The sequence below is a fragment of the Marinomonas colpomeniae genome, assembly GCF_014803385.1.
Taxonomy (GTDB): domain Bacteria; phylum Pseudomonadota; class Gammaproteobacteria; order Pseudomonadales; family Marinomonadaceae; genus Marinomonas; species Marinomonas colpomeniae.
The window spans coordinates 436,714-449,753 of sequence record NZ_JACYFC010000002.1 but is presented as its reverse complement, the minus strand read 5'-3'; the positions used below and the strand labels follow the sequence as shown (position 1 = coordinate 449,753).

General features: G+C 38.2%; 13 protein-coding genes and 1 pseudogene. 6 read left to right on the top strand and 8 right to left on the bottom strand.

The genetic code is table 11. The annotated features are described in order from the left end of the window. Positions 1-7 precede the first annotated feature (7 nt). The 3 genes and pseudogenes from IF202_RS17785 to IF202_RS07235 form a co-directional block, all read left to right on the top strand. Positions 8-778, top strand: a pseudogene (locus IF202_RS17785) (PAS domain-containing protein); the annotation flags it as partial. Beyond that, positions 761-1,306 (top strand): methyl-accepting chemotaxis protein, encoded by a 546-nt coding sequence (locus tag IF202_RS17780; RefSeq protein ID WP_407943813.1) that lies wholly within the window; start codon positions 761-763, stop codon positions 1,304-1,306. The pseudogene IF202_RS17785 and the gene IF202_RS17780, both read left to right, overlap by 18 nt. A 135-nt stretch (positions 1,307-1,441) precedes the next feature. Further along, the gene (locus IF202_RS07235) at positions 1,442-1,600 is read left to right on the top strand and encodes a hypothetical protein (protein ID WP_191594216.1); all 159 of its coding nucleotides are present in this window, start codon (positions 1,442-1,444) and stop codon (positions 1,598-1,600) included. Between the two features lie 47 nt (positions 1,601-1,647). On the opposite strand, the gene IF202_RS07230 is transcribed toward IF202_RS07235, so the two are convergent. Continuing rightward, positions 1,648-1,785, bottom strand: a complete 138-nt coding sequence (locus tag IF202_RS07230) for a hypothetical protein (protein ID WP_191594215.1) — start codon at positions 1,783-1,785, stop codon at positions 1,648-1,650. A gap of 83 nt (positions 1,786-1,868) precedes the next feature. Between IF202_RS07230 and IF202_RS07225 the strand changes: the two genes are divergently transcribed. Continuing rightward, positions 1,869-2,927, top strand: coding sequence for a DUF21 domain-containing protein (locus IF202_RS07225; protein ID WP_191594214.1), 1,059 nt, complete (start codon positions 1,869-1,871; stop codon positions 2,925-2,927). A 100-nt stretch (positions 2,928-3,027) separates the two neighbouring features. Here the strand turns inward: IF202_RS07225 and IF202_RS07220 are convergent, their stop codons facing one another. From IF202_RS07220 to IF202_RS07200, 5 genes are all read right to left on the bottom strand, one after another. Beyond that, positions 3,028-3,537, bottom strand: coding sequence for a DUF7482 domain-containing protein (locus IF202_RS07220; RefSeq protein WP_191594213.1), 510 nt, complete (start codon positions 3,535-3,537; stop codon positions 3,028-3,030). 253 nt (positions 3,538-3,790) lie between these two features. Then, a complete protein-coding gene (locus IF202_RS07215; protein WP_191594212.1) occupies positions 3,791-4,597 on the bottom strand; it encodes a helix-turn-helix domain-containing protein in 807 nt (268 codons plus the stop codon). Between the two features lie 185 nt (positions 4,598-4,782). After that, a complete protein-coding gene (locus IF202_RS07210; protein WP_191594211.1) occupies positions 4,783-6,033 on the bottom strand; it encodes a D-arabinono-1,4-lactone oxidase in 1,251 nt (416 codons plus the stop codon). Between the two features lie 17 nt (positions 6,034-6,050). Further along, a complete protein-coding gene (locus IF202_RS07205) occupies positions 6,051-6,815 on the bottom strand; it encodes an SDR family NAD(P)-dependent oxidoreductase (protein WP_191594210.1) in 765 nt (254 codons plus the stop codon). A gap of 323 nt (positions 6,816-7,138) precedes the next feature. After that, the gene (locus IF202_RS07200; RefSeq protein ID WP_191594209.1) at positions 7,139-8,032 is read right to left on the bottom strand and encodes a LysR family transcriptional regulator; all 894 of its coding nucleotides are present in this window, start codon (positions 8,030-8,032) and stop codon (positions 7,139-7,141) included. A gap of 166 nt (positions 8,033-8,198) precedes the next feature. On the opposite strand from IF202_RS07200, the gene IF202_RS07195 reads away from it, so the two are divergent. Both IF202_RS07195 and IF202_RS07190 read left to right on the top strand, forming a co-directional pair. Beyond that, positions 8,199-8,939 (top strand): SDR family oxidoreductase, encoded by a 741-nt coding sequence (locus tag IF202_RS07195; protein WP_191594208.1) that lies wholly within the window; start codon positions 8,199-8,201, stop codon positions 8,937-8,939. Between the two features lie 98 nt (positions 8,940-9,037). Beyond that, positions 9,038-9,433 carry a hypothetical protein gene (locus tag IF202_RS07190; RefSeq protein ID WP_206705414.1) on the top strand — a complete coding sequence of 132 codons (396 nt, stop codon included), beginning with the start codon at positions 9,038-9,040 and terminating at the stop codon, positions 9,431-9,433. Here IF202_RS07190 and IF202_RS07185 read toward each other — a convergent pair whose 3' ends face one another. Together IF202_RS07185 and IF202_RS07180 are read right to left on the bottom strand one after the other, a co-directional pair. Continuing rightward, positions 9,434-10,864: an EAL domain-containing protein gene (locus IF202_RS07185; RefSeq protein ID WP_191594206.1), complete on the bottom strand. Its 1,431-nt coding sequence runs from the start codon at positions 10,862-10,864 to the stop codon at positions 9,434-9,436. It abuts the gene before it with no gap. Between the two features lie 95 nt (positions 10,865-10,959). After that, the gene (locus IF202_RS07180; RefSeq protein WP_191594205.1) at positions 10,960-12,921 is read right to left on the bottom strand and encodes a sigma-54-dependent Fis family transcriptional regulator; all 1,962 of its coding nucleotides are present in this window, start codon (positions 12,919-12,921) and stop codon (positions 10,960-10,962) included. Positions 12,922-13,040 lie beyond the last annotated feature (119 nt).

Below are 13,040 nucleotides of genomic sequence, written 5' to 3'. Positions count from 1 at the left end.
GTTTAACATGTTCTTTAAAAAACAAGCACGAACGGAAAACGCAGAAACTCAAATAGCAGCTATTCAAAATAGCGCATTTATTAATGCTATGAGTAAATTCTGCGCAACTATAAGCTTTCTTCCTGATGGCACTATATTAGAAGCAAATAAACACTTTTTAGGTGCCGCAGGTTATTCACTAGAAGAAGTAATAGGAAAGAAGCATGTTATTTTTTGCCCTGATGAAGTAGCCCAGAGCGCTGAATATAAAAACTTTTGGCCGCAATTAGCTTCAGGGAAAAGCCAACAAGGTACTTTTTTACGTCAACGAAAAGACGGTTCTGACTTATGGTTAGAAGCAACCTATTTTCCTGTAGAGATTGATGGCAAGGTAGTTAAAGTCGTCAAAATTGCATCAGATGTCACTACTGCGAAAGAAACATCTGATAGACAAGTTGCTACTTACAACGCCATTGACCGCTCTTCTGCAACTATAGAGTTTTATCCTGATGGCACAATAATCAGTGCAAACAACAATTTTTTATTAACTGTCGGCTATTCTCTGAATGAAATTATTGGCCAACATCACCGTAAATTTTGTACCGATGACTTTTATAAACAAAACCCAAACTTCTGGAAAGACTTAGAACGAGGCCAATTCATAACAGGCCAATTTGAGCGATTAAACAAACAAGGTAAAACTGTTTGGTTAGAAGCCAGCTACAACCCAATATTTGATGACAAAGGCCGTGTCGTAAAAATTCTAAAAGTAGCCGCAAATATTACAGAACGGATTAACGAACAAAAAGCGATTCAAGACGCTGCAGAGATCGCACATGCGACCTCTATTGAAACAGCACAAGCCTCTAAAAATGGAGCACAGATTTTACGAAAAACCGTCGAAACCTCAAATCAAATAACGGTAGAAGTTAAAGTATCTACGGACTTGATTGAGCAGTTAAATATTCAGTCGGAGAATATTGCTAAAATTGTCACCTCAATTGGTTCTATTGCGGACCAAACAAACTTACTTGCTTTAAATGCTGCAATTGAAGCTGCACGAGCAGGAGAGTATGGCAGGGGATTTGCCGTCGTTGCCGACGAAGTAAGAACGCTAGCTTCTCGAACAAGTACTTCAACAATCGAAATTGAAGACATGGTGGTCAAAAACAGTGCCCTAACTCGCCAAGCAAAATTAAGTATGGATAATGTAAATGAACGCTCTATTGAAAACGCTCAGCTAATCACTGAAGCGTCTAGTATTATCGGTCAAATACAAAAAGGCGCTGAACACGTTTCTACAACGGTAAGTAAACTGATTCACTAATACTCTATGTTCAATCCAGAGCTAAGCTCTATAATCGGGCTTAGAAAATAACACTCTGGGCTAAATAACGCATTGATTTATTGCAATAAAGCCACCAAAGAGCTGTATATAAATATAGTTAACTTGGTGGCTTTTATGTCTATTTTTATTGATAACAATCAGATTATCCAACCTATTAAAGGTCGTGGTACGGCAAACAGGATGGCAGAACGTTTTGCGATTACTTTAATCGAAGTAGATGAAAACGATTACCTTATTAGAACCCTCAACACCAAAAGTACAAGTAAGATATGAAAAAGCCAAGACTAATATCAGTCATAATAGCGCTCCCGATGTACCTTTTACTCAATCTGTAACCCCTTACAAAGGCTGCGAACACGGCTGTATTTCTTATCTAAGAAATGCGTCCATTTAATCGCTGCAAAGTAGTCTGACATAACCCCCCCTTTATATAGTTTTCCAGAGTATAATTTCTTCATAAAAACATTTCCTTAAATTTCAGCTATTAAGAAAGACTTTGCATAAAGCATTGAACATCTAAGATAAACGATCAGGTAATAACATGACAACGGATATTATCACTTGGTGCGCCATTGCACTTTGCATTTCACAGTCGGCCATTTTTTCAGGCCTTAATCTTGCTTTTTTTTCGATCAGCAGACTTCACCTAGATGTTGAGGCGAAGAAAGGAAACAAAGCAGCAAAAACTGTATTAAAACTACGTAATGACTCTAATTTTTTGTTAGCAACTATCTTATGGGGAAATGTTGGAATTAACGTTTTATTAACAATGTTATCTGATTCGGTACTGACCGGATTAGGTGCATTTCTGTTTTCAACCATTGCAATTACTGTCATCGGTGAAATTACACCTCAGGCATACTTTTCAAGAAACGCATTGAAAATGGGAAGTCTGCTATCTCCTATCATTCGTTTTTATCAAATTCTTTTTTATCCAGTTGCAAAACCGACAGCGTTAATCCTTGATGCTTGGTTAGGAAAAGAAGGTATAACTTATCTTGAAGAAAAAGAGCTTCGCAATATTATTCGTCAGCATATAACGGCTGAAGATGCCGATTTAAATGCAGTAGAAGGCATTGGTGCATTAAATTTTTTTGCACTTGATGAAATACAAGTAGCTCAAGAGGGTGAGTTGATTGATCCACAATCAATCATTTCTTTACCAACCAAATTAGACTTGCCAATTATTCCAGAGTTAACTCAAACACCCGACGATCCTTTTCTTACGTTAATCAACAAAACGAATTACAGCTGGGTAATATTAACTGACCTTAAAGGTGAGCCTTTACTTGCTTTAGATGCAGACGGCTTTTCACGTGCTGCCATATATCAAAAAGATAACTTTGACCCTTACAGCTATTGTCATCGCCCTGTGGTTATTAAAGAAGGTACCACTGCATTAAATGATGCCATGTTAAAAATGAAGCTGAACACCTCTACAGATAAGAACTTTGATGGCGATATTGAGCATGATGTTTTGCTGATTTGGGGAGAGGAAAAACGCATCATTACAGGTGGAGATATCTTTGGATTATTATTGAAAGGCATGTCATCTACAGAACAATCAACGGATAAAAAACATGTAAAAACAGTTATGTAAATCGCTAAATTCTGTTTACAAATGTGCTTTAGGTCTCTCCTATTATTGCACGCCAACTGGTGAATGTGTCGAGGGGACACCTCAACACATTCTAGATTACTTAGCCACTAACAGGAAAAGGTACAACAGGACAATTAATGACAATGTCGGTACGCTCAATGGTTATTAGCCCTTCACCTTCTGCAACGAATATTGCTTCCTCAGAAGTCAACTCCTGTGCTTGATTTGGATCAACCCACTTCACTATGTACATAATCCAAAGTGGTGAATAACGTCTATCTTCACTTAAGTAGCCGGCTGGTGACGGTGCAGATGCAAAGACATTGTTTTTTTGCTCTTTGTTCGGAAAACCATAAACACGCTCTAAAACGGTTTTTACTTGCGGTGGTTTTGGGTAACGCGGCACAGCATCACGCAAACGCGGTGCGTAGTTGGCATTCATCTCTTTAGCGGCATCTTGATGAGAAACATCCGTTATGATGTAACCAACTTTCCCCCCTTCATACCATGCGTGATACAAAGTAAAGCTGACTTGCTGAGGTTTCGATACCGTACTGCAAGCCGATAATAATAAGGTCAATACAACCGCAAATATACTTTTAAATAACATGATGACTCTCCATTTACTCTCCCCTCATTGTTCAGTATTCACTATCGAAAAGAAAGACAATTTAAACACTCTAAGCCTTAGAATGGTAAATGTACGCTTCGGTTTAGTTTGAGTGTATGAGAGTGTGTCTGTTTGAAGCTCAATCGTTTTTCTTCCAAATTCAGAAGTTGGCTTTTTCTACAACTCTTTTGTAGTGTCGGACTTATTATCTGAATTTAGGCTACCACAAGAATAGATCGGTTTGAGTTCGGAATTAGCTTATTTTTTTAGATAAAAAGTCGATGAACATTCTGAATAAATCTGCTTGATTTAAAATGTCGAGTCGATTATAAATATTTGATTTATGTAATTTTACTGTACTTTCTTTTATTTTTAAAAGGTAGGCTATCGATTTAACACTATGCCCTCTTAATATCAGCTTAGCAATTTGACTTTGAGTAGGTGTTATTTTTTTATTAAAAAAATCTATGAATTGATCTTCAATATCGTCTTCTATTTTTAAATTTAAAGATTTTTTTGATGACAAAATAAGATCGACATGCCGTTTAATCAAACTGTTTATAATTGAAAAAATCTCATTAATCCTCCCAATTTCAGAGGAATGAAAAGCTTCACTTCCCTGAGTCCTCATCATTGAAAAAACGATAGACGCTTCTGTTGTTATTGGGCTTATAAGGCCGATCTCTTCAACTAAAAGATTGTTTTCACAAGAGACACAAGGATGAATATCTTTAGATACTATAAATTCAGATGAAAAAAAGCTGTCTGGTGCTAAATCTTCCATTCTCCAAACACCCGGAGGGTGGTTTGAAGAGCAAGCAACATAAAAAGGGTCTAAGAGATAACCACCCTTTAAATAGGAACTTAAAGCCTTTCGTGAAATACTTTCTGAGTAACCATCAAATAGCATTACGGGAGGGGAGTTGTATTTGAAGAAAAACATACAACTCATCTCATAGGATATAACACTTTGCATTAATTTATTTAAGTTCTCTCCAAAGGAATCTAATCCTAGGCTATCAATTAGTGCAGCTACATAAGTAATACTTTTATTATTCATACGATACGGCTTAAGAAGAGACCTTCTTAACCTTTAGTAATTAGACCATTACAAGCAGAGCATAATTAAATAAATCATGCACTTACTATTTGAATCCAAGCAATGGTCTAATAATTCTGGAAGGTTCTATGTCGTCCTCTTGTTTATTATTATGAGAAAGATAGGCCGATTAAATCGGCCTATCTTTATTTTATAAGTCCAGCTAAATGATCATTTAAGAACATTCCACGAGGGTCTAAATCACGACGAAGTTTTCTAAATTCATTTGCTTTTGGATATAATTCCGTAACATCATCATAAGTTAAAAAGTGCAGTTTGCCCCAGTGTGGCCTAGCTTTGTAGGTTCTTAAAATTACATCTACATCTTTAAGAAAGCCCCAATAATCTGTACCGGGTTCACCTGATACAGATATAGTAACGCTATCTTGTTCAAAAAACGGACTTAGCCATGCGTCATCTCCAGCAGTAAATCTATATTCTAAAGGGTATTCGCAATGTGGGTATTTATTCAGAATTAAATCTCGAACTTCACGAAAAGCATCTTTTGCACTTTTAACCGGGACGGCATATTCCAGTTCATGAAAGTTTGGAATGTATTCAATTGGATATATTTCTGAACTGTATGCAATTTTTTCAAATTCTTTCGTTATAGGTAATTCATCCGTCTTATCCATTACTTTGATTTCACATACATCTTTAGTATTGCCTGATACTGACGTTTTAGCCGTATCTGGTAGACAATAATAATGTCGACTCTTTTCAGTTGGACACCAAAACAATCCAAAATGTCTATATTTTTCGGCAAGTTCATCATGCTTTTCCATACATGATTCAAAATCTTCCCGCCATATTGTTTCTTTTAGATTATATGAACCCTCAAGTTGTAACGTTAACTCAGATATAACACCTAAGCTTCCAATTGATACACGGGAGGCTCTTAATAAGTCAGGGGTGCTTTCATCTATATTTAAGATTTCACCATTATCTTTAACAATTTTCATTCCTTTTATGGATGAAGCCAAGTTAGCAAGCTTTGATCCAGTACCATGAGTTCCTGTCGTTAGAGCTCCAGCAATTGCTTGGGTGTCAATATCACCTTGGTTTATCATAGACAATTTATTTTCTTTTAATATCTTACCCAGCTCATTTATCGTGGTGCCGGCTTTTACAGTAACTTGTTTTTTTTCCTGATCGATATTAGTAATGCCACTGAATTTAGCTAAACTTAAGAGTAAACCACTGGTTGGTACTACAGAGGTAAAAGAGTGTCCTGACCCAGCACATCTCACCTTCATTTCCAGACGATATGCCTCATGCACCATTTCGCATAACTGAGCCTCACTTTCTGGCATACCTTTGGCACCTGAAACACAAGATTGATTACCAACCCAATTACGCCAATGACCGCCAAGATCTAGTATTTTGTTGTTTTCCATTTTTCTACTCCTTTTGGTTATATCGCAGTGTAGCCATTATCAACAAATAAATGCGTTCCATTAACAAAGCTTGATTGATCAGATGCTAAGAAAAGTGCAGCCTGAGCGACCTCTTCTGGCTGACAAAGTCGTCCCTGCATATTTTTAATGTCTTGTTCTGAGACATTGACGCCATACTTACCCAGTAATTCAATCTCTCTATTGCCATGGTCTGTGGCAATAAACCCTGGGCAAATAGCATTGCTTCTAATATTAGAATCACGGTATTCGACAGCAATAGCTCTTGAAAACATATGGCATGCGGCCTTACTTGTGCAGTATAAAACTTCCATAGGAGTGCCTGAAACGGCAGAAATTGAAGACGTGTTTATTATGTTACCGCCACCATACTTAAGCATTGTTGGAAGAACGGCCTTAGTTAAAAGAAACATACTCTTAACATTTACAGATATCACATGATCCCACTGATCTTCAGTCGTTTCTAAAAAAGGGCCAGCATGCAATGTTCCTGCGTGGTTCATTAATATATCAATTTTTTCGAACCTACTAATAATACTGCTTACCGCGTTCTTTATTTGTTCTGAGACAGATACATCCACTGGAAAAAATTCAGCCATTCCTCCTTCTTTTCGAATTTTCTCAGCGACCTCTTCTCCTTTACTTGATGGCAAATCAAGAATGGCTATGTTTGCTCCTTCATGAGCAAACAATAATGATGTAGCAAGTCCACAACCTCCTGCTCCGCCACTTATAATCGCTACCTTTCCTTCTAGTTGCTTCATACTTCACCTCTATTTTTTCTTAGAAAAAGTTGCTTCAGTATGATTAAGATAAAATGATAATTTTTAATCGTATATATATATAAAGTTATACATCGATATTTATGAAGCAAGAACAGGAGTTAACTCATAGCAGAAGTACGACAGCAGGGAACGTGCATGACTTTAATGAAACAGCTGATTTTCTTTATGGAAAAGAATGTCTTATCTCAGTCTATTCTGGTTACCTTGGTACTCAAAAAGAGAAGATGCTTCTTCATTTACTCTCTTTTCATTGCTCAGTAATCACTATCGAAAAGAAAGACTATTTAGACACCCTTGATATGTCATTTGGTATACTGGCTAAACTGCTCACTCAACCAATCGACAAAAACCCTTACCCGAGCAGAGACTTGTCGATTTTGTGGATACAATATAGACACGGGCATAACGGGGACCAAGAATTCGGAGAGTACTTGTTTGAGCCTGCCTTCTGCTAATGCTTGCTCAATCCGATAACGTGGCACTTGAATTAACCCCAAACCAGACAGCGCCGCATCCGTGTATAAATCAGCCCCCGTCACTGAAACAGTTGAATTCAATGAAAACGCCATCACTTTATTATCAAGTATAAAATCTAAACTGGTGTCTAAACCCACCACAGAAGATAAATACGCCACCGCTTTATGGTCTTTTAATGCCGCTAAGGTTTTTGGCTCACCAAATTGCTTTATATAAGCCGGACTGGCCACGGTAATTTGTTCCATATTGGCTAAAGGCTTTGCGATTAAGCTGGAATCTTGCAGATGACCCGCTCTTAAAACGCAATCGACACCCTCCTTAACCAGATCAACTAAACGATCATCCTCACCAATATGCAGGGAAATATCAGGATAACGCGAGACAAAATCTTGGATATTAGGCATAACAAAATGTTTGGCTAAGGTGCCTTGTAAATTGACTCGCAACACACCTTTTGGTGGCTTGTTTTGAAAGGAGCTATCGGCTTCTTCAAGGTCTGCCAGAATACGCAAACAGCGTCGATAGTAATTGTCACCCTCTTGCGTGGTTCTCACCTGACGAGTAGTACGCTCCAGTAAGCGGACGCCAAGCCGTTTTTCTAGTCGCTTCACCAAATTCGACACTGTAGCTCTGGGAATCTGTAAATCTTCCGCCGCCTGAGAAAAACTGCCACATTGAGCAATGCGTACAAAAACCTGCATTTCTTGAAAACGATCCATAAACACGTCCTTAGATGATGAGATCTTTGCTCTCTTTTACAAATAGACAAAAGAGTAATTATTAAAGTAAATGGAATTATATTACTAAATATAGCGTGATTATCTTTTCTTATGAACAATCTATTCTACTTCCTATGGTTTCAACTTATCAAAAAGGAAACAATATATGACAACTCAAAAGCAAAAAATTGCCCTTATCACTGGCGCCTCTCGCGGTATTGGAGCCAGCATTACCCAACATCTTGCGAGCGATGGTTTTGCGGTGGTGATCAATTATGCCTCCAATGCGGAAACAGCCAACACCCTTGTTAATGAACTCATCAAGGAAGGCAAAACAGCACTTGCCATCAAAGCCGATGTCTCTCAACCAGCGCAAGTAAAAGCCCTATTTGATGAAGTAGAAAGCAAACTTGGAACCATTGATGTTCTGATTAACAACGCGGGAATCTTAAAAACACAAGCGTTAGCCGACACCTCTGACGAGTTATTCGAGCAATATTTTTCAATCAACGTTCAAGGAGTTTTTAATACGCTACGAGAAGCGGGATCTCGTCTGAATAATGGTGGCCGCATTATCAACTTATCCAGTACAGCCTTGGCACTTAACTTACCAGGATACGCTGTTTATAACGGCACTAAAGCCGCTGTAGAAGCCTTCACAAAAGTGTTCGCCAAAGAACTTAGAGGCCGTAGTATCACGGTGAATGCTGTCGCCCCGGGTCCAGTAGCAACCGAATTATTCCTTAATGGTAAAAGCGAAGAGATGATTCAAAACTTTGCCAAGATGCCTCCGTTAGAACGCTTAGGTCAACCCGAAGACATCGCCCAAATCGTGTCTTTTTTAGCCAGTCCTGCCAGCGGCTGGATTAACGGCCAAACCTTACGTGCCAATGGCGGTTTAGCTTAAGCATGAAAACCCTCGGTTTGACGCTGTTTCTAGTATCACTGCTAATTATTAGCAGCTGTTCAAAGCAAACGATAGCCGATGCGTCAGGAAATTTCACCATGACGCCATCTGTTACTTATTTGTATTTATTACGCCATACACCCTTTTTTACTGAGCTTGATACACAGCAATTGCGTTGGGTAATTGGTCATTCAGAAGAGTGGAAAGTCCAAACAGGTGGCGTCATAACTACTAGCCAACATGAAACAGATTACTGGATTTTACTCGATGGAGGTTGGCGGCTAAGCTGCGACGATAAAAATCACCCAAGCCGACATGATGAAGCAGGAAAATGGTTTAATCCAAGTATCACAAACAAACAGTGTGAATTGACTGCCACATCACCTAGTCATGTTATGCGAATTAAAAGCCCCGTCATGCATGAGATGATAAACAGGGGTTTTACCTTTAAACATCATTTAGAGACTGGGTTTCCAATGGGGGCCGAACTATAGTTAAACTTTAAAATCTACTATATTTTCCGCACTCATTGATCGACCGTAATACCAACCTTGATGAAGATAAACGCCCATTTCACAAAGTTTTATCTTGTCTTCTGCTTTTTCCACACCTTCCGCAATGCATACCATTCCCACTTCATGAGCTAAGTTAATGACAGCCTTTAATACAGCGTTATTAATAGAAGTGTCTTCGATAAACATTTTATCCGTTTTCAGAATGTCAAAATCAAATTCTGAAATATAAGACAAACTTGAGTATTCAACACCAAAATCATCAATTGCAAAGCGGAAGCCATGGCTTTTCAGTCTTGTCATACGACTTTTCATCAAATTTTTATCTATCATTAAACTTTCGTTTTCAGTCACCTCTAGAATTAAACTCTCTCTCTGTAGTGGGTCTAATCTCAGCAACTCCTTAATAAATACAAGACTTTCTAAATGCCGGCTAGAAATATTCACCTGAAAACTATGCTGCTGTATAAAATCTCGATCGAAACTTTTCCAAATTTGATCTATCTGAAAAAGCGAATGATCAACGCATAAGTCTAAATCTTTAATATTCTCTATATTTTCTTGAATGCTTGAATTATTTTTTACTCTTAAGAAAACTTCAATAGAAAAAATCGTCTGATTTTTTGTATCTACAATGGGTTGATATTCATTATAGTAATAATGATTTTTAATCTTAAACCGAAGGATATATTTCTCTATTAACCTAACAAATTTAGGGGAGATTAGAAAAAAACAAATAATGAACATTAACAGCGAACCGGGTATAAAATATAAACTATGCTTCTGAACATTATGATTAGTAGGAATAACATAAGACAGATCAGTGATAATATTTGAGTCGCGGTATTTTTCCCCTGATGTTCCATCAGCGATTGAGACAGCGATTTCTCGACTATTCATGATGAAATTATCAACACTTTTTTGCTTGATAAGGATGTTAAATTCAAAGTTTTCTACTGTCTTTTTGATGACATAGACAGGCATTTCTAATGAATTTATCAGATGTGGTCCAGTTAATAAAATGCCATCATGCGGTGATGGTTTCCTAACGAAGATTTTATGCCCTGATTCCCCCCAAGAACTGCATGCAATAACGCCTTGATCACCTATCGTCTGCACAATACCCAATTCAATTGCTCCGGGAATATTGAAAAGTTTTTTACGCATATCAAGTATAAACGGCCGACTACACGAACCTTCAGAATACTCTTCTGAGATGAAGTTTAACGTATTTGCTACATTGCCTAGATAATGTTCCACTTTATTAAAGTAGAACTCATAGGTTCGATCTCTACTTTCCTGATTTTTTTTTGCCTGCCAATTACTTTCCAGTACATATAAAAGACTAGTACTAGCAATAATCAAAAGCAGATTAATAAAAACTGTCAAAAACATCCTTGAAGATTGAGACATGAGGTTTCACTGTATTTTTTGATGGATTACTGTATTTATAGCAAATTAAAATAGAGAAATATAAGCAAGAATTGTAAAGCTTTAATTTAGCGTATTTATTTGGCGTATTTATAAACTGTATTACGGCTCACACCTGCTTTTTTAGCAGTTTTAGAAACATTACCTTTGTATTCTATTAACAACCTTGGAATAAGTTTTTCTATCGGTTCTTCACTATTATCAACCTGATGTATTTGCATTTCATCAGAATGATGAATTACGTCTAGATCTTCAAAAAAATCATCTGGTAGATGCCAATCTTCTAATATCTCTTCGTCCGCCATGGCCATTCCGACTTTGAGTACATGAGCGAGTTGACGCATGTTGCCAGGCCAAGGATGCTTAGCAAGTAAATCCACCATATCTTCAGATAAGTCTGGTCCCGGTTCTTCTTTACGCAATCGGTTGTGCAGATATTTAATCAATTCTGCCTTGTCTTTGCGTTCACGTAGTGCAGGTAATTCTATATTTAACCCTGAAATACGATAGTACAAATCTTGTCGAAAACGGCCTTCTTTAATTTCCGTCTTTAGCGTTCGGTTGGTTGCAGAAATCAGTTTTATATCCACAGGGTAGACTTCCGTTGAACCTAGAGGAGTCACTACTCTTTCTTGTAAAACACGTAATAAGCGAGACTGCACAGCCATCGGCATTTCACCGATTTCATCGAGGAATAAAGTACCTCTGTGAGCGCGACGAATAAGACCAATTGAACCTTTATTTTGAGCACCTGTAAAAGCACCTTTTTCATACCCAAAAAGTTCAGATTCGACTAATTCAGCAGGAATTGCCGCGCAGTTTACCGCCACCAGCATCTCTTTAGAACGTGAGCTATGGTAATGAAGGCTACGAACAAAAATTTCCTTTCCAGCACCTGTCTCACCATGAATCAGAATGGGAATATCTTTCTCCATGATTTTATGAGCTTGGCGCACTAAACGCTCCACACTCTCATCACCATGTTGCAACTCTGCTAATGGAATAACGTTATCTGGTACGACTGGAGAAGGTGTTTTGATACTAGAAGTCGACTTTTCCACGGAGTTAGACACCTTATCGGCTACAGTTACAATATTTTCAACGTGAGTTTCCAACTGTGAAGGTGACACATAATCAGCACGCTGGCGGAAATCTGGGACTCTCATAATTTGTTGAACGGGAGGAATCACTTTCACATAGAACTGATAGCGCCCCATGGCGAGTAGCTTCATTGGCAAACTAGAAGGGTGGTGTTTAATTTCGCGCATTTCAATATCGAATACTTGGTTGATATTCAATAGAGCTAAATCTCGAGCCAAAACAACTTCCGCACGACGGTTAGCGGACACAATTATACCGTTTTCATCAAGTACCAAAATACCTGACCAATGACTGTCTAAACTAACCACATTAGTGTTGAAGCTGAGAATGAAATGCTCTTGTTGAAAGGCAGAAAATATCAAACGGTTTTCCACACTTAATGACATAAGCTTCACCATGCCAAAGGTGTGATCTTGTGGTAAATAAGCGTCTGATGAAATGTCTAGCACACCCACCAAATCGTTTTTCGTATTGTAGATTGGTGATGCAGAACCCACCATGAAACGATTAGCTCTCAGAAAATGTTCGTCTCGGCCTACTTGAATGGCTTCACCAGTAATCAGCGCTGTACCAATCGCGTTGGTACCTGCACCCATTTCACTCCACTGATTACCACCAATTAAACCGTGCTCTTCTGCACTGCCAAAACGAGGTTGACCCCACGTGTTCAGCACGTGACCTTGGCGGTCTGCCAAAACAATCATGCACGCAGAATTACTAAGGATATTCTCATAGTAAGGAAGCACTTCATTTTCGGTGGTCTCAAGCAAGCTACGGTGCTGATCGACTAGATCATTCAAAATGCCTTTCTGCAAAGTAGCAAAGTCTGGACGACTAGCGTGATCCAGCCCGAACTGCTCACAGCGATACCACGAATCTTGAATTCGATCTTTATGATTCTGCTTAACGTCTTGTTGTTTTTCTTTTTCGTCTTGCATATCCAGCTCCAAATCACTGGGCGAATAAACATACATAATCAACATACATTTATACGATTTTGTTCATCGACACTTGTAACAATGCAGTGAATTTAAACCTCAAACTGTGCATCAAGTGT